The organism is Roseibium sp. (assembly GCF_965233565.1).
Taxonomy (GTDB): domain Bacteria; phylum Pseudomonadota; class Alphaproteobacteria; order Rhizobiales; family Stappiaceae; genus Roseibium.
On record NZ_OZ247494.1, the window covers coordinates 1976089 to 1993857 of the forward strand.

The following is a 17769-nucleotide window of genomic DNA, read 5'->3' on the forward strand; positions in this document are numbered from 1 at the left end:
GTGCGCGGGCCGTCGCTGATCAGCTCAGAATTTTCATACCGGTGGCGATCTTGATGCTGGTGGCATTGAGCACAGCGCTGGCACTCTTGACTTCGGCCTCCCGCGTGGACACTTCCACATTTGTGGCCGCGACCTCGATATTGGTCGTCTCGATCTTCAGGTTTGTCGCACCGATGGCAATGCCGGTCGCGCCGATCTCGATGGCCGTCGCACCGATTTCGATATTGGCCACCGAAATTCCGACCAGCAGGCTGATTTCGATGCTCACCGAAAACGAAATCGCAAAGGCGCCGGCAATCTGGAACTCAAATTTGCCGCCATAGAATTCTTCCGTGCTCCAGCCGCCAAATCGCTCGTGGGTCGTGCCGGTGGTGACCTCGATGGCGTCCTTCAGCTGCGTTTCCCAGAGACCTTCGCCGCTGAGCTCGGCCCAGTAGCTGCTGCGGACCGACATTTTCACGCCATTGTCGCTTTCCAGCTCGATCTTGTTGTCGGATTTCAGAAGAATGTCGTTGGTCGATCCCGGTTCCTCGTCCGTGTAGCTACCGGTCGAGATCACGTAACTTTCGCCCGAGTGACGGCTGAGACCCGTTGTCTTGACATCGTTGGTGCCAGAAATAGTCGTGCTGCAGTTGCCGTCGATCGCCTCTTCGAGATTGCCTACGACATAGATGTCCAGGTTTGACTTGTACTGATGATAGGCATCCTCATTGATCAGGAAAAACAGACCACCGGTTGTCTGGATCAGGGCGCCCCTTGCGGCCTCGTCCATATGATCCGGCGAACGGTCGCCTTCTTCGCTGGCATCATACTTGCCGATCCTGAGGAAACTGCTGTTGTCCTTCGTATCCGTCGTTTCTTCCGACGAGGACGAGCTCTCATCCGGGATGAGAACCGTAGCATTCAGCGCTTCGTCCGTGCTGCTCACTTCATAGTCGGCGTCGTCAACTGTCTCGGAGGAAGTCATGCCGGGTTCCTTTCAAACAATGGCTGCTTCTGCAGCAGCCGGTGCGGACGGTTAGGACAGGACCAGGCAGGTGACCTGTGCCGGCGTCAGCGTCATTCCGACGGAATTGGTCGAATTCTGAATGGTGGTGTCAGTCAGCCGTGTCGCGGGAGAGACGCCCATGAACACATTCACGGAGCTGGTGACATGCGTGCTGGGACCAACGATTGTCCCTGACGCAACGCCAAGCATGGCGCCCGCTTCATCGCCGCTCGTCACCGTTGTGGTTGTCAGAAGATTATGCGAAAACCCGCCACCGAGGATAACTGTCACCGCATTGGGAACCGCCACCGAAGAAGTGGCGATGTTCACATAAGGCGTGGGCACGGCCGCGGTGCCGACATAGGTGTTGCAGACATCCATGAGGCCGAGGCTCATGCATCCGAGCTGATTGTTTGCAAACACGTTTTCGCTCCTTGGGTCGGGACCTACTGGTCCGTTGCGACGGTGCGCGGGTTATAGATTTCGCGGATCAGACGCACCTGGTCGGTCTGACGGACCGTTCCATGTGCTCCTGTGGTCAGCGCGGCATTGACGCTGGCATTATGAAAGTCGGCCAGGTCCAGCGTAGTGCGTGTCAGGTCTGCCCCGTCCAGATTGCAGTTGGCGAAGTTCGCGATCTTCAGGTCGCTGCCGGCAAACGTCGCACCGCGGCAATCCGCATGGTCGAACTGGGCCTTCTCCGAAAGACTCGACGTCATGTTCGCCCCCCTCAGATCGCTGCCGTTGAAATTCGCCATGGACAGCTTTGCACCGGCAAAAACCGCCTTTTGCAGATTGGCGTCGCAGAACAGCGCCATATCGGCAATGGCTTCGGCGAACGAACACCCGGCCAGCTGGCTGCCGATCAGCACGCTGCCGCTCAGATCGGCCCGCTCGAACTGGCAGCCTTCCATGCTGGTCTCCATGAAGGTGCACTGCATGATCGGCGTATCGGAGAAATCGAGCCCGGTCATGTCGCACTTCAGGAACATCGCCGACTGGCAGATGACGTTCTCAAAGGCTGCCCCGGCGAGATCCAGGCTGACGAAGACACTCGCTTCCAGCAACGCCTCGGACAACCGGATCGACGCCGTGTCACATTCGACCATGGCACTGTTGAGAAGTGCCGCGCCGCCAAGATCCGCGCGCACCAGATCCGACTTGACGACCTGGCAGGCAATCAGGTTCGTGTTCGCAAGGTCTGCCTCGGCAAGGACGCTTTCCAGAAAACTCGATTTTTCAAACCGGCACCCGGCCAGGTTAGCCTTTGTCAGGTTGCTTTTGACAAAAATGGCCTGCTCGATTTCAGAGGCACCGAAGTCTGCGCCCTGCAGATCACACTCGGTGAAGACACACCGGGTCAGGTCCGCGTCCTTCAGGTTGGCACCGGCAAGATTTGTCCGGAAGAACCTTCCGCCAGCGAGCGACACACCGCTGAGATCGGCCCCCGAAAAATCGGCATCCATCACGGGCTCTTCGTAGCGGATGAAATCCGCAAGCTCGTCCAGGGAGATCATAGGCGGGCCTCCAGGTTGGTGAGTTCCAGATTGGAGCCTGTCAGATCGGCAAAGGCGAGCCTGGCCTCGGAGAGATCGGTGCGGAAGAAATTCGCTGAGCGGAAGCTTGCCTCGGCGAGGTCCGCGCCGTGGAAATTCGCCCCCAGCAGGTTGGCACCGAAGAAGTCCGCCTTTTGCGCATCTGCGAAGGAGAACATGGAACCGTTCCAGGACGACAGCCGCATGTCCGCCAGTTTCAGGTTGGTTCCGGACATGTTGCAGCCAGAAAATATCGCCTTGAAGAACCCGGCCGCATTCAGGTTTGCATCCTGGAACCCGCATTTCACCGCATGCGCCTCCAGGAAATTCACGCGATACATGTCGGTATTGCCGAACCAGCCGCATTCATCCAGCAGGGAGTGGCACAGCTTGACGGCGTGGAAGGACACATCCGCAAAGGTGACCTTCTTCATCATGGCGCCACAACAATCGGCGCGATCCAGATTACAGGACAGGAAATTGCATTTTTCCGCGCGAAGCTGTTCGCCGTGAAGGCCTTTCAGGTCACAGGTGACGAAGGAGCAATTCTCGAGCGCCGCACCGGTGAAGGTCGCTGCCGTGAACTGGCAATTGATGAAAGTGCAATCCTTGAGCACGGCGCCGGCAAAATCAGCGTGTGAGAAATCCGCTGCGATAACCTTCAGGTCTTCCAATCGGGATTTGGCAAAAACCACCCGGCCGGCCTGAACGCCGGAGAGATTTGCCCGGTTCAGCACAGCGCCGGAGAAATCCGCGTTCTCCAGGATGGCACCGGCAAGGACGGTGTCGTCACATGTTATGGCGCGCAGATCGGCACCGGAAAGATCGCATCTTTCCAGAAAACTGCCGGCGAGATCCATAGTTGAAAGGCTGATGCCGACAAGGGGCGCACCGGCCAGATCCCGCCCAGCGAGTGAACCGCCGGCTGCCACATGGTCCCGGACATATTGACCGAACAGCTCCGCCGATACCGGTCCAAGCGGTTCCAGCGGTGCTATCGGTTCGCCTGCCATCCGGCGGGAGGTTGCCAGCGCACTCTCGACGATTTCCTCGGTCTGTTCCAGCTGCTGGCGGGCAACGCCACCGGGGTCATCCAGGGGCAGATCGACTGCCTTGACACCCTTGACCGCCGCTTTCATTTGCTCAGACGTCGGTGCGCCGTCTCCCGAGAGACCCGGAAAGGTGTCGGCCAGAAACTCCTCCAGATCGTCTGACGCCCCGGATTGGCCGCCACTGCCCGTCTCTGTGCCAGTTTCGGCAGCCGAGTTGTCCACGTCGGCCCGCCCGGCAAGCGGGCTTTCCGGCATGCGCTCCAGCATGCCCCGGGCAGGTGCGAGCAGCCCCGCACCGGTGCTTTCCTCGAACCGGACCTTCGCGGCCTCGAACACGGCTTGCGGATCCTTCTCGCTCAGGGCCGCAATGTCGGGTGTCGGGGCAGTATCATACTGTGCCAGCAACCGGTCCAGGTCTTCCTGCGGCACCAGCTCCTCGATCGCCGGCAGGAAGCCCTTGTCCGTGCTGACGGAATGACTGAGTGTTTCCATCTCGCTCATGCTGGCAGCCGGTTTGACCGGCGACGGCACACCAAGCTGCTTGACCAGGCCGGAAAGTTCCGCGCTCACCATGTCCATTTTCAGCTCGGCCTCACGGCGCAGGTCTTCGGCATCCGAAATCAGCCGCGCGAAATCGACATCCCCCCGGGCAATGTCCTCCTGGCTCGGCAGAATGAACGGCTTCAGGTCAGGCTGTTCGACGGCCGGCACCAGCGAAACGGGCAGGCCCTGTTCCGCAAAATGACGTTCAAGCCGCCATTGCCGGCCCTCGACCCAGAGCTCCTGCCGCTCTTCCGCAGCTGCCAGCCTTGCCGCTTCCCGGCGCTCCGTCTCCTCCGGCGCCTCTTCCGGCGACAGCTGTCCGTCCGCAAGCAGATACTTCTTGCCTTCTTCCGGATCGGCCCGAAGCGCGTAGACGGACTGGTAGTAGTCTGCGGACCTGGGTGCATCCTTCAGCCATTCATAGGCCACCATGACGTCGGCCACATCCTGGCCATCCCGGTCGCCCACCGCCATGACCCCGCGATTGACCACGACGCCCTTCATTTCCGATCCGAGGATCCACACCGTGTCGGTATGCATGGGTAGTTCCGTCAGCTGCCCTTCTGCAGAAGTCAGGCTGACAAAGGCTCGTGCCCGCACGCCTGGCAGGTGGGAATGGACATCGGGATGGCGTGCCGACATGCCCACCACCCGGATCGGCTCGTGCCCGTTGAAGAAGTGGTCAAACCGCTGTTCTTGCGGCGCGGACATGAAGTAGCGCGGATCGAAGTCCTGCGGCCAGTCAGGCATCTGGTGCGCCACCCAGGCCTTGTCATAGGTCCCGGCAAGCGCGATGCGCTCCGGATTGTCCATCGGGATCGGCCCGACCAGAGCCGGGGATGGCGTGTCGTCGATTTCCCGGATTTCGGCGCCCGCGAGTTCGATATTCGGCAAGGGCAGATGCGCAACATTCTCGTAGAGCTCTGCCGCAGCCGCGCCCCTCCCGGCCGGGTTTGTGGAAAAACCCTCTCCGCCGAATGCCAGCTCGGGCGTGAGCGGCATTTCGGTGAAAGGGTGCGGATCGGTAAAGACCGGCCCTTCGAGCGACACCTCCCAGAACCGGTCGCCGAACACCGACAGCATCCTGCTTTTTTCACCGACCGTCACGGCCACATGCATCGCCTTGACCGGGTCCTCGGACATGGCCTGCCCACCGATCAGGAACTCGCCATAAGGCTTGGGATAGGCCGCATCAAAGATGGCGCCCTTGGGCAGCTCCTTCGCCACCAGAGGCCACATCGCCGTTTCCGCCAGAATGTCGGTCGGATCAAGCAGGTCGAACAAGGTGAAAGTCGTCACGATGAAAAGCCCCTTGCCCTTGTGGGGCATGGTTTTGGTCAGAAGACCAAGCTTCAGGGGTTTCATGACGCGCATTTACAAATTCCTCGAAAGAATGTCGAAAGGGCAGAACCTGCCGGTCACCCCATGGAAATGCGTTTGCCGTCGAGGCGAATGTCCTCCTTGGCGACGAAGACAGCCGTCTCCGCCTGGGTCAGCGCCACGGTATCCACCTGGGTCTGCAGACTGCCCGCCTTGAGCTGATCGGTTTCTGAGACCCGGTCGATCCGGTTCTTCGCCCGTGTCGTGCTGGTCTCATAGCTGGCCAGCAGGGTCTTCGCGTTGGTGACGATATCCTGCATGGAAGTCAGAAGTTTCTTGCCGACAAGAGCCAGCTGGCGGCTGGTCATCAACATGGCGTCGAACCGGAAGGACAGGTTTTTCCCGGTCGCTTCCAAACCCTCTTCCACCTCCAGCGTCAGATTGTCCGCAGCCAGCACAACATCCTGATGTTTGCCATCGTCACGCGTGGCATCGATACGCAGCGGTTTGTCAGTGCGCTCGGGACGTACCAGAACGTCCGTGATGAAGAGCCCGTCAGAGGTCGACAGCAGCGCCACGGTATCGGCCGTCTGCGGCGCGATCAGGCAGGAGACAGCCCGGCGCGCCCGCATGGTTTTGCCTGACACAACGAGATCAAACATCCCATCAGCCTGGCCCGTGACATCCCCGGTTACGGCCTGCTGAAGCGCGCCGCCCCCTGGAAGCAGGTTTTGCGGAAAGGCTGTGTCTTCGGTTGTGAGCGCTGTTCCACAGGCTTCGGCTTTGGTTTGCAATCCCATTCTCACCTCCAGCGCTGATTCGCGCCGCCCGCCAAATCGGCAGCGGCAAAACCGGTGACCCGGCCGCAAATCCAAGACTTCCCCGACCGCTTGTAAAGGTCAAGGGTTATCAGGAGCTTTCGTGAGAGTTTGGCACCACCTTTTTGCAACGAGGTGAATAGGGAAGTCTTTCATATAATTGTCAAAACAAGCGAACAGGGGCCTCCAGCCCGCACCTACCCGGCCGCCGGGGCGACTTGTGAGATCACCCCGTCTTGACGGTTCCGTCCGCAACCCAACCATCGAACACCTTGAGAGCTGCCGCGCAGAATTCTCCGTCGTTGATATGGGCTTTTGTTTCGGTCACGTCGATGCGACCGCGTGCGGCCTTCCGGGTCTCGTCAATGAAAGCTGCAAGCCCTTCCGGGTCATGCGCCTCCTCCCCCTCCCGGTCCCAGGCCTCGATCCCGCCAAGCGGCAACAGCAGATGGGTCGGGCCGATTGCGGCCTCCAGGCGATCAACCAGTTCGCGCGCCCATTGTCGCCGCTCTTCGGAATTGAAGACCGAGCTCTTGATCAGGCGGTTATGCTCGTGAAACGGCCTGTCGGCATATTGCGCAGGGATTTCCTGCCAACCGGCAAAGTCGACAAGATCCAGCGCTCCCGGCGCCACGATCTGCGGCGTGCCGTTCCTGCCGGCATTGGTCAACCGGTCCGGTCCGCTGCTGACCAGGGACCCTGCCAGCATGTTGCCGAATTCCTGCTGGCAGAAATCCATGACGCAGCAGAAGGCGCCCTCTCGCGCCAGGCTTTCAAACGCCATGCCGCCCATGCCCGTGGAGTGAAATACGGCGACCTCGAAACCACGGTCTTCCAGCGCGGGCTTCAACACCTTCATGTAGCTGAGGCAGCTGGACCCAAGCGACGTCATGCCCACCAAGGGCTTGGAGCGGTCCGGCGGCTGCGCGGCCTTCGCCGCCCCGAGAACGGCACCGGCGGCCTGGGCCAGCGAGGATTTACAAATGCCGTTGAGGCCGTAGAGACCGCCGGCCCACAGGATCATCTGAATGTCCGGCGCCAGGCGCTCTGGTGGTATCAAGGGCGAAAAGCTGACGGTGGAAACGATGAATTTCGGCACCCCCATCGGCAAGGCTTGCGCACAATCGAGTGCCAGGTCCGTGCCCATCGTGCCGCCAAGCGCGATCATGCCGTCGAACCGGCCCTGCGCATGGCCCTCCGCAACCAGCCTGGCAGCGCCACGTGCCATGACCTGAAAGGCCTTGTTTTCATCGCCTTGCGCAATGACGTCCTCGATCGTCATGCCTCCGGCCTTGGCAACGTCGTGCTTGGAGATATCGGTCGGGGCTTCAGGATCACCCAGGACGCTGACATCCATGGTCAGCACGGCGCCGCCCTGGTCGCGAATGGTCTGTTCTATGAACTCCAGCTCGGCATTCTTGGTGTCATAGGTGCCAATGGACAGAATTGTCTTGGTCATGGGCCGTCCTCACACGGTTTCAGATGTATCGAGAATTTCAGAACACAATTGCCGGGCGCAGGCGATGAAGCGGGTGTTGCGTTCCTCCGCCCCGCTTTCATGCAGCCTCGGGACGATCCATCCCACATAGGTTGCAGCGCGCACCGCGAGGAACAGGTCCAGCAGTCTGGTGTCCAGCGATCGCCGCTCCCGATACCCCGCAAGCAGCGCGGCTTTCAGGTTCGGGTAGTCCGGTTCGCCGAGATTTTTGACCAGAGCGGTGGCCAGATCGAACAGCCGGTAGCCATACCCGCCGTCATCGAAGTCGATCATGCACAAGCCGCCCTGCCCGAGCAGGACATTCTCTCGCACCAGATCCGCATGTATCAGGCCATAGTCGAGCCTTTCTGCATTGACGTGAAGGTCGTGCCGGACCCGGTCACGAAATCTGGACAACAGCGCCGCGGTTTCCGCGTCAAGCGTTGGGTTTTCCCAGAACCGGCCCCAAAGCGGCGCCTCACCGAGCAGGCCCTCCACGTCCCAGGCGCATCGCACAAATCCGCTTGGCGGAGACCAGACATCACACAGCGTGTGAAGCTCGGCCATCCGGCTCCCGAGTGCCTGAAAGACTTTTTCCGGATTGTCCAATGCAAGCGGTTGACCGCTGCTGCCAAGCGGCACCCCTTCGAGCCAGGTAATCAGGTCCACGAAATGGCCGTCGACGTGATCCAGCAACTTTCCGGCCTGTGTCGGCACAGGTTGCGGCACAGGCAATCCGGCATCAAAGAGTGCGGACAGCCAGCACGTTTCGGAGAGAAGTTCGGCCTCGGAGCGATAGCCCGGCCGGCGCAAACGAAGCGCAAACCGACCGCGGTCGCTGGAGACCCGGTAGACCTGGTTTTCCCGCCCTGCGACGAACTCGCAGACGGCGTCCTTCAGTGCCCATAAAGACAGGGCGCGCGACGCGATGTCTTTCATGCCGGCACCAGCGGCACTTCAGCCAGCGTTTCGTCCAGTGTCCGGATCAGCAAATCGAGATGCTCTTCGCCAAAGATCATAGGCGGACGGATCTTGAGCGTGTTCTTATAACGCCCAAGCTTGCTCAGGAGGATGCCCTTCTGCCGGAGCGCATTGACGATCCTGTCCGCAAATGCGCTTGCAGGTTCTCTGGTTTCGCGGTCCAGCACGAATTCCGCTCCAAACACCATGCCGCTTTGACGAACGTCGCCGATGACCTCGTATTTTTGTGCCAGCTCAGACAGTCGCTCGGCCGCCAGACGCCCGATCCTTAGAGCATTGCCCTGAAGATCGTTGGCCTCAAGCTCGTCAAGAACGGCCTGTGCGGCCGCGCAGGATACCGGGTTGCCACCGAAGGTGTTGAAATACCGGAACGAGGCCCGGAAACAGGCCATGATGTCGGAACGGGTCACAACACCTGCCACCGGGTGACCGTTTCCCATCGGTTTGCCAAGAGTGACGATGTCCGGCGTCACGCCCTGTTTCTGATGCGCCCAGAAATGACTGCCGCTTCTGCCAAAGCCCGACTGCACTTCATCGCAGATCAGCAGTCCACCTGCCCTGCGCGCCACCTCCGCGGCGGGCTGCAACCATCCGTCTGCCTGTGTCGGAAACCCCTCGTTCAGAAACAGCGGACAGACGATTAGGGCGGCAAAGCCGATCCCGGACGCCTCCAGATCATCGATGGCATCTTTTACCCTTGACGCAAACCGTTGGCCGTCCGGATCAGAAATCCTGTAGCTGTCCGGAGCTTCCACATGGCGCAGATAGCCGCCGAGCCCGAACCCGACCTCTGGAATGTTGCTTCTGGACAGATGACTGACCAGTGTCGTGTTGCCATGATAGGTGGCATCTGTGGCCACAATCCCGCGCTTGCCTGTCATGCCTTCCGCCATGCGCAAGGCAATATCGTTGGCCTCAGATCCGGAGCAGGTCAGGATTGCTGTCGACAAAGGCTCTGCGAAGGTCCCGGTAAGCCGCGAAACGTAGTCCAGAATACCCTCATGCAGATAACGCGTATGCGTGTTCAGGGTCGCTGCCTGCTGACAGATCGCGTCAACGACCCGTTTGTTGCAATGGCCGACATGAGGAACGTTGTTGTAGCAATCGAGATATCTCCGCCCGTCAGCATCCTGAAGCCAGACACCGTCCCCCTTCACCACGTGAACCGGCTCGTCATAAAAGGTGGAGACATTCGGCCCCAGCAGACGGGCACGTCTGTCCAGCAACTCTGACGTCTTGGACCGGGGAAGGCCTGTCATCGGAAATCCTTTCAGAGCTGGATCCAGGCGGTTTTCAGATCGACATACTTGTCGAGCGCATGCAGCGACTTGTCGTGGCCGTTGCCGGACTGTTTCAGGCCGCCGAGCGGCACGGTCAGATCCGCACCGCCATAGGTGTTCACGTGAATGACCCCGGATCGCACGGCCCTGATCATCCGGTGCGCCCGCCCAAGATCCGCCGTCCAGACGCCAGCCGCGAGGCCATACTCCGTCGCATTGGCGATCCGGATGGCATCGGCTTCGTCCTTGAAGGAGGTCACCGCAAGCACAGGACCGAAGACTTCCTTCTGCGCGATCGTGTCTGTCGCCTTGACGCCAGTCATTACAGTCGGCGCCATGTAATACCCGCCGGTGTCTTCCAGGATGCGTTGCCCGCCGGTCCGGCATTCCGCCCCTTCTGCCTCCGCGGTTTCGACAAACCGCAAATGGCTTTCCAGTTGGGCCAAGGAATGCACGGCACCGATCTGACTGGAAAGATCAAGCGGGTCACCAACCTTCAGAGCTTCTGCCTCATTGCAAAGTGCGGCAACGAAGTCATCGTGAATGTCCTCCTGCACCAGAAGGCGCGAGCCTGCGACGCAGACCTGGCCGGAATTGCGGAAGATGCCGGCGGCCGAAACCTTGGCAGCCTTCGCCAGGTCGGCAGCATCATTGAAGACGATGTTCGGCGACTTGCCGCCGAGCTCCAGATAGCAGCGCTTCAGGTTGGAGCGCGCGGAGTATTCCAGAAGCCGCCGGCCGGTCACGCCCGATCCTGTGAACACCAGCACATCCACATCCATGGAAAGGGCCAGCGCCTCGCCGACCACGGCTCCCGACCCGGTTACCACATTCAAAACACCGTCCGGAAGTCCGGCCTCGGAGGCAAGCTCGGCGATCCTCAACAGGCTGAGCGACGCTGTTTCAGCGGGCTTCAGCACCACGGAATTGCCTGTGGCAAGTGCGGGTGCGAGTTTCCAGGCACCAATCATCAGCGGGAAATTCCACGGCACGATCGCACCGACAACACCGACCGGCGCCTTGTGCACGAGGCCGAGCACGTTATCTGCCGTCGGTGCGATCTCGCCGTAAATCTTGTCGAGCGCTTCGGCGTAATAGCGAAAGGAAGCTGCCGCCGACAGCGCCTCGGCTTTGAAGGCCATGGAGATTTCCGTGCCGTTGTCACGCACCCCAAGGACGGCGAGCTCCAATGCATTCTGCTCAATCAGGTCGGCCAGTTTCAGCAGCACTTTCTTGCGTGCGGCAGGTGCCGCGCCCGACCAGCAGCCATCCTCGAAGGCATCACGCGCGGCCGCGACCGCCTGGTCCACGTCCTGCGCACTGCCCGACGCAATGCGCGTGAAGGGTCTGCCGTCGATCGGCGACAGGACATCCAGCGTCCTGGCATCTTGTGCCGGCACCGTTCGGCCATTGATGAAATGACCCCGCTCGGCAATCGCTGCGTGGCGCAGCGGATCAATTCTGCTCTGGTCAAGCATGTGGCATCACCCTTGCTGCGTGGAGGTTTCTGAAGCGTCTTCGACCAGCTCGCGCACCTTGCGCGCCTTGTGCTCGCGGATCACCGCGCGCGCATGCAGGACAAGGATCAGGAGGATCATGACAAACAGGAAGGCGGCAATCGGCCGGTCGATGAAGTCGAGTGGCGTCTTCACCCGCGCCATCGCGGTGCGCAGTTTCACTTCCATGATGCCGCCGAGCACCATGCCCAGAATGATCGGCACAATCGGCAGATTGAGCCGCTTGAGCACAAGACCGAACACACCGAAGCCGGCAGCGAGCGCGCAGTCCGTCACCGAATTGCGCAGCGAATAGACGCCGACGAAGGAAAGCGTCAGGATCATCATGCCGAGGAAACGGGTCGGGATCTGGATGATCTTCAGAAGCAGTCCGGTTGAGGACAGCAGGAAGGCAAGCACGATCACGTTCAGCACGATCAGGGCCAGGTAAAGCGCGATGACAAAGTCGAGCTGTCCCTGGAACAGCTGCGGGCCCGGCACGACATTGTGGACATAGAAAACCGACAACATCATCGCCGTCAGCGCTTCGCCCGGGATGCCCAGCGCCAGAAGCGGGATCATGGCAGCGCCCGGGACGGCGTTGTTGGCAGCTTCGGAGGCAATCAGTCCCTCCGGCGCCCCTTTGCCGAAAAAGTCCGGCGTTTTCGAGGTCTTCTGGGCATGCGTATAGGACAGGAACTGAGCGGTGAATTCGCCAACGCCCGGGATCATGCCCATCAACACGCCGAAGCCGGAGGAGACGAAGGCCACCCGTTTGAAGCCAAGCAACTCTTTCAGACCGGAAAAGAGATTGCCGCCGACCTTGGCCGAGCCCGGGTGATGCTCCTTGTCCACCAGAAGCAGCAACGCCTGCGAAATCGCAAACAGGCCAAGCACGACGACGATCAGGTCGACGCCGGATGTCAGCCAGCTCTGATCGAAGGTGAAACGCTTGGTGTATTTCGCCGGTTCCAGACCGACGGTGCTCAGGAGGATACCGAAACAGGCCAGCATGCCCGCAGCGAACACCTGACCTCGGTGGGCCACCACCACCAGAATGATGCCCATCAACGCCGCCAGAAAGATCTCCCGGCTGCCGAAATGCGGCGCGATCATCGCCAGCAGCGGCGACAGCACGATCAGGCAGAGGATCGAGAAGATGCCGCCGAAGAAGGACGCCGAATAGGCCAGCGACAGGGCCCGGTGCCCCTGCCCCTTCCTGGTCATCGGATACCCATCATACGTGGTCAGGGCATTGACCGCGGTCCCCGGCGTGTTGATCAGCACCGCCGGAATGGCGCCGCCATACATGGAGGACCCATAGACGCCCAGAAGCAGCGTCAGGCCGACAATCGGCTCGAACGCGAAGGTGGCAGGCAGCAGGATCGCGATGGCAACCGCCGCGCCAACACCCGGGATAGCTCCGATGATGACACCGCCGATGGAGCCGATGACAAGCGCCACCAGCACCTGCCACTGGGCCAGCATGGATAGGCTGGAAAGAAGTATATCCATCCGGTCCTCACAGATAGGTCAGGGCAAAGGCGCGGATGCCGTCGGGCAGCGCCTCGTAGATGTGACCGGCAGGGATCTTCACCTGCAGGAAGGCGCGGAAAATCACGACGACAGCGATGCTGAACACACCTGCCGCTGCCAGATTTCGCGGTGTGGCCTCACCTACTCGAACGGTCAGGAAGATAGTGAAGAGAAGAGTTGCCGGCAGATACCCGATCTGCGGCACGAGCACGACGTAGATCAGGAAGTAGAGCACGTATTCGAGCGACACCAGCCAGAAGCCGACTTCGCGCCAGCGTCCCGGAATGCGTTTGGAACAGAGCGAGCCGATGAAGTGCAGGCTGGCAAACAGCACCATGCCGCCCACAGCGACAGCCGGCCAGAACCGTGGCTGCGCAAACCATTTGGTGCGCTTGGCCCAGACGGTTTCTCCCGGTAGCTTCCAGAGCAAAAACAAGGCAAAGGCCAGAAACAGGACCGCAAACACGATATCGCCTGGACGGCGGTAACGCTTGAACAGTTCCTGAAGCGTCTTGATATGCGCCACGTCCATCCCTCCAAAGACGGCCGGCACAGAAAGTGCCGGCCGGCCAGTTTGGACTTACTGCTCGAGCAACTCGGAGATCTTGCCGAGAACAGCTGCATCCGCCTCGATCTGCTGCGCAGACTGCACAGGGTCCTGCCAGTAGATCAGCACGCCGGTCTGACCGATCAGGTCAAGCGCCTGCGGCGACTTCAGCGCCTCTCGCGCGGCGGCCGAAATCTTAAGCCGTGCCTCTTCAGGGACGTCCTTGTGGACGAACAGCCCGTTCCAGAGCGAGACGGAGAGCTCCGGATTGATCTCCTGAACCGTTGGCACGACCGGCGTCAGGGCCGTGCGCTCCTTGCCGATGCTTGCCAGCACCTTGATATCGCCAAGGCAGGGCTGCACCAGTTGCAGCGTTGTGTTGATCACATCGACATCGCCGGACGCCAAGGTGTTGCAGTTCAGCTCGTCGAAGGCCGCATCGCTGGCAAAGTCAAAACCGGATGTCTTGGCCGCAGCAAAGGTAATCTGGGTCGGAGGCAGCGGAGCACCGAAATGGCCGAGGGCGATGTCGTTGTCCTTGGCATAGGCGGCCAGCTCTTCCCAGCTGTCATAAGGCGCGTCGGCACCGGCCGCGATGACGAACGGATAGGTCATGAAAATGCCGATCGGCTCGAACGGGTTGGGCGACAGTTCCGGAATGCCGATCTGCGGCCCGCCGATCGGCACGTCGGTGACGAAGGATCCGATCGTATACCCATCTGCCGGCGCGGTCGCGACCTCGACAGCCCCCGGGAACGGACCGCCGCCGCCACCCGGCTTGTTCACCACGGCAGCCGGAACGCCGTACATCTCCTGGAACTTGTCCGCGATCAGGCGCGTCAGCACATCCTCAAGGTCGCCCGGAGGCCAGGGCACGACAAAGGAGACCGGTTTTTCCGGGTATTCGGCCAATGCGGCCGTCACGGACATCAGAGTCGCCGCCGTCAGGGCGATGGCATGTTTCCTCATTTCAAATCCCTCTTTCTGGTCAGGTGACAGCCGGGCTTGGTGCCGGTCTTGATCTGCTTTTATTTGTTTTGTTAAATATTGTGATCTTAAGTAAGCTTGTGTCAACCTCCAATTTGCGAGAGGATGCCTCACCTCCTCCTCTCAATTGGTTCATTTATTGAACCCTTAGTATCAAAAATATATTGTTTCAAATGAAACTACATGTCAAGATCACAACACCGATACAGACACGCAGACAGGCGGAACCTTCTTTCGATGGGAACGATCACCAAGGCGCTGAACCTCCTGAACCACTTTTCGGCAAGCCGTCCGGAAATCGGCCTGACCGACTTCCGCAAACTGTCGGGTCAAGACAAGGCGACGGTGCATCGCCACCTGGTGGAGCTGACTGCCAATGGTTTTCTGGAGCAGAACCCCGGCACCAAGGGTTACCGCCTCGGACCGGCCATCCTGCGTCTCGCCGCCGTGCGCGAGCGTCTGTTCCCGGCGCGCACGCTCGTGGCCCCGCTGGTGGAACATCTGGCGGCAGAGCTTGGTGAGCTGGTTCATGTCTCCTTGCGCGAAGGCGACCACCTGTCACCGCTCTATCATCACGACGCCCTGATCCACGGCACCCGGGTCTATTTCGACGAGGCCGAGCTGTTGCCGCTCCACGCCACCGCCTCCGGACTTGCCATGCTGGCCTTCGGACCGGAGCAGCTTCTGACAGATCTTTTGCGATCTCCCCTGAAGGCCTGGACACGTCATTCGATCACCAGTGCAAAACAGCTGCAGGAGAATGTCGAAATCGTGCGCGAAAACGGCATTGCCTTTGTCGACCAGGGTTTTGAGGAGCACGTCTCGTCTTTTGCGGCACCTATTTTCGGGGACCGCCTGGAGGCGATCGGCACCATTGCCGTTGCCGCTCCAACGGTGCGCATGACCGAAGACCTGAAATCAGACATCCGGCGCCACCTGATCCGGACGGCCGCCGAGGTCACCGAAAAACTCGGCGGGCTTGTTCCGACCGACCTTCAGAGGATCTGGCACCATGCCGCATGATCAAAAAGCCCTGGTTCTGGATTTCGGCGGCGTTGTCACACGCACCCTGTTCGAAACCCACGCTCTGACCGAAATGGCACTGGGCCTTGCCGCCGGAACACTCACATGGCGCGGCCCCTTCGATCCGCCGTCCGATCCGCTCTGGCAGGCCATGCAGCGAGACGAGATCACGGAACGCGACTACTGGCGTATCCGGACACGTGAAGTTGCAGACCTCACCGGCCGTCCGTTCACGGAAATGGCGGATTTCGTCAAGGCCGCCCGCGGTGCGGATCCGGATGCCGTGATGCGACCGGAAGCCCTGGCCGCCATTGACGCCGCGCGGCATGCCAGCTGCAAACTCGCCATCCTCTCCAACGAACTCGATCTGTTCTACGGCTCGGAATTCCGCGAGCAACTCGCCTTCCTGAAGGATTTCGACGTTATCGTCGACGCCACCTATACCAGAATTCTGAAACCCGACCCGCGCGCCTATCAGCACTGCCTCGACAAGCTCGGCCTGCCCGCGGCCAACTGCGTCTTTGTGGATGACCAGCTGCGCAACATTCGCGGTGCGGAGGCTGCCGGCCTCAGATCCGTTCATTTCGACGTCCTCACCCCACGCCAATCATATGACGATGCGCTGCGCCTTCTTGGCCTGCCGTTGCTTACCCAAGGAGATATGACATGAAGGACTCCAACTTCCTGAAGGAAAACAACGCCCGCCATGTCTGGCACCCGATGGCGCATCCCTCCGACAGTCAGTCGAACCTGCCGACCATCCTGACCGGCGGCCGCGATGTCTTCATCACCGATGTCGATGGTCATGAGGTCATCGACGCGGTCGGCGGCCTTTGGAACGTCAATCTGGGCTATTCCTGCGCCCCGGTAAAAGAAGCGATTGCCGCACAGCTGGACGCGCTTCCCTATTATTCGATCTTTCGCGGCACCTCCAACGACAAGGTCATCGAGCTTTCTTATGAGCTGGCCGAGTTCTTTGCACCCGACGGCCTCACCCGCGCTTTCTTTACCTCGGGCGGTTCGGACAGCGTCGAAGTCGCACTCAAATTGGCCCGCCAGTATCACCGGATCCGCGGCGAAGCCGGACGCACCAAGTTCATCAGCCTGAAAAAGGGCTATCACGGCACCCATTTCGGCGGCGCCAGCGTCAATGGCAACGGCAAGTTCCGCAATGCCTATGAACCGCTGCTGCCGGGCTGTTTTCACATTCCCGCACCCTACACCTACCGCAATCCGTTCAACGAGAGCGACCCGGCCAGGCTCGCCCAGCTTTGCGCCGCGGCGCTCGAGGACGAAATCGCCTTCCAGGGCGCCAACACGATCGCCGCCTTCATCATGGAGCCTGTGCTGGGTGCCGGCGGTGTCATGCCGCCCCATCCGAGCTTCATGCCGATGGTGCGCGAGATCTGCGACAGGAACGGCATTCTGCTGATCTCCGACGAGGTCATCACCGCATTCGGCCGCACAGGGTCTGAAAGCGGCGCCCGTCACTGGGGCGTCAAACCGGACCTGATGTGCACCGCCAAGGCGATCACCAATGGCTATTTCCCCTTTGGGGCGGTGATGATTTCCGGACAGGTCGCCGAGGTCTTCGAGAGCGATGCCTCTGGCGTCGCTTCCATCGACAGCGGCTATACCTATTCCGGACATCCGGTCGGTGCGGCAGCTGCGCTCGCCGCCCTTGCTGAAATCAAGCGCCTCAAGGTGCATGAAAATGCCGCCGCCCGCGGCCCGGAGCTGCTGGGCGGCCTGAAAGGGTTGCAGGAACGATACGAACTCATTGGCGACGTGCGCGGTGAAGGCCTGATGTGCGCCATCGAACTGGTTTCGGACCGTGCCACCAAGAAGCCTGTCGGCAAGGATATCCCGCTGAAACTGCAACAGGCCGCCTATGAAGACGGCGTCATGATCCGCGTCTCCGGCAACAACGCCATCTTCTCACCACCCCTCATCCTGACCGCAGAGCATGTCTCGAAGATCCTGTCGGCTGTGGAAACGGGACTCAAGGCCCTGTCGGACTGAACGGCGACGGAGCGGACGATTGCTCTGCCTCCCCACCGGTGGCGGTCCCCGACAAGCGAAGCGCGATCGGGGACCCAATCCTGTCCGCAGCGCTCCGGAGTGGCTAACGATGCGGTGCACCCTGACACTCCTGCTGCCGGCACAAACACCATCGTCATCCTGAG

At 60.6% G+C, this 17769-nt stretch carries 15 protein-coding genes; 3 read left to right on the forward strand and 12 right to left on the reverse strand.

Features of this window, described 5'->3' with window-relative positions; genetic code table 11:
• Nucleotides 1-19: 19 nt before the first annotated feature.
• From ACO6TG_RS09125 to ACO6TG_RS09180, 12 genes are all read right to left on the reverse strand, one after another.
• Entirely contained in the window at nucleotides 20-967 is a 948-nt protein-coding gene (locus ACO6TG_RS09125; protein ID WP_422377885.1) for a hypothetical protein, read from the reverse strand.
• Between the two features lie 51 nt (nucleotides 968-1018).
• Entirely contained in the window at nucleotides 1019-1411 is a 393-nt protein-coding gene (locus tag ACO6TG_RS09130; protein WP_422377886.1) for a DUF4150 domain-containing protein, read from the reverse strand.
• A gap of 23 nt (nucleotides 1412-1434) precedes the next feature.
• Nucleotides 1435-2505 carry a pentapeptide repeat-containing protein gene (locus tag ACO6TG_RS09135; protein WP_422377887.1) on the reverse strand — a complete coding sequence of 357 codons (1071 nt, stop codon included), beginning with the start codon at nucleotides 2503-2505 and terminating at the stop codon, nucleotides 1435-1437.
• A complete protein-coding gene (locus ACO6TG_RS09140) occupies nucleotides 2502-5492 on the reverse strand; it encodes a DUF2169 family type VI secretion system accessory protein (RefSeq protein ID WP_422377888.1) in 2991 nt (996 codons plus the stop codon). The genes ACO6TG_RS09135 and ACO6TG_RS09140 overlap by 4 nt, the downstream gene beginning before the upstream one ends.
• 44 nt (nucleotides 5493-5536) lie before the next feature.
• Nucleotides 5537-6238 (reverse strand): DUF3540 domain-containing protein, encoded by a 702-nt coding sequence (locus ACO6TG_RS09145; protein ID WP_422377889.1) that lies wholly within the window; start codon nucleotides 6236-6238, stop codon nucleotides 5537-5539.
• Nucleotides 6239-6482: 244 nt separating this feature from the next.
• Nucleotides 6483-7715 (reverse strand): Tm-1-like ATP-binding domain-containing protein, encoded by a 1233-nt coding sequence (locus ACO6TG_RS09150; RefSeq protein ID WP_422377890.1) that lies wholly within the window; start codon nucleotides 7713-7715, stop codon nucleotides 6483-6485.
• 9 nt (nucleotides 7716-7724) lie between these two features.
• Complete coding sequence (locus ACO6TG_RS09155) at nucleotides 7725-8672, reverse strand: homoserine kinase (RefSeq protein ID WP_422377891.1); 948 nt, start codon at nucleotides 8670-8672, stop codon at nucleotides 7725-7727.
• Nucleotides 8669-9973, reverse strand: coding sequence for an aspartate aminotransferase family protein (locus tag ACO6TG_RS09160; RefSeq protein WP_422377892.1), 1305 nt, complete (start codon nucleotides 9971-9973; stop codon nucleotides 8669-8671). The genes ACO6TG_RS09155 and ACO6TG_RS09160 overlap by 4 nt, the downstream gene beginning before the upstream one ends.
• An 11-nt stretch (nucleotides 9974-9984) precedes the next feature.
• Nucleotides 9985-11472 (reverse strand): aldehyde dehydrogenase, encoded by a 1488-nt coding sequence (locus ACO6TG_RS09165; RefSeq protein WP_422377893.1) that lies wholly within the window; start codon nucleotides 11470-11472, stop codon nucleotides 9985-9987.
• A 6-nt stretch (nucleotides 11473-11478) separates the two neighbouring features.
• Complete coding sequence (locus ACO6TG_RS09170) at nucleotides 11479-13005, reverse strand: tripartite tricarboxylate transporter permease (RefSeq protein WP_422377894.1); 1527 nt, start codon at nucleotides 13003-13005, stop codon at nucleotides 11479-11481.
• Nucleotides 13006-13012: 7 nt separating this feature from the next.
• Nucleotides 13013-13558 carry a tripartite tricarboxylate transporter TctB family protein gene (locus ACO6TG_RS09175; RefSeq protein ID WP_422377895.1) on the reverse strand — a complete coding sequence of 182 codons (546 nt, stop codon included), beginning with the start codon at nucleotides 13556-13558 and terminating at the stop codon, nucleotides 13013-13015.
• A 48-nt stretch (nucleotides 13559-13606) separates the two neighbouring features.
• Entirely contained in the window at nucleotides 13607-14542 is a 936-nt protein-coding gene (locus ACO6TG_RS09180; RefSeq protein ID WP_422377896.1) for a tripartite tricarboxylate transporter substrate binding protein, read from the reverse strand.
• Between the two features lie 255 nt (nucleotides 14543-14797).
• Here ACO6TG_RS09180 and ACO6TG_RS09185 point away from each other — a divergent pair, with 255 nt between their 5' ends.
• Genes ACO6TG_RS09185 through ACO6TG_RS09195 form a run of 3 tightly spaced genes read left to right on the forward strand, consistent with a single transcriptional unit; the run spans nucleotide 14798 to nucleotide 17605 of the window.
• A complete protein-coding gene (locus tag ACO6TG_RS09185; protein WP_422377897.1) occupies nucleotides 14798-15583 on the forward strand; it encodes an IclR family transcriptional regulator in 786 nt (261 codons plus the stop codon).
• Nucleotides 15573-16253 (forward strand): HAD-IA family hydrolase, encoded by a 681-nt coding sequence (locus tag ACO6TG_RS09190; protein ID WP_422377898.1) that lies wholly within the window; start codon nucleotides 15573-15575, stop codon nucleotides 16251-16253. The genes ACO6TG_RS09185 and ACO6TG_RS09190 overlap by 11 nt, the downstream gene beginning before the upstream one ends.
• On the forward strand, nucleotides 16250-17605 hold the full coding sequence (locus ACO6TG_RS09195; protein ID WP_422377899.1) for an aminotransferase class III-fold pyridoxal phosphate-dependent enzyme: 1356 nt from the start codon (nucleotides 16250-16252) through the stop codon (nucleotides 17603-17605). The genes ACO6TG_RS09190 and ACO6TG_RS09195 overlap by 4 nt, the downstream gene beginning before the upstream one ends.
• Nucleotides 17606-17769: the final 164 nt, after the last annotated feature.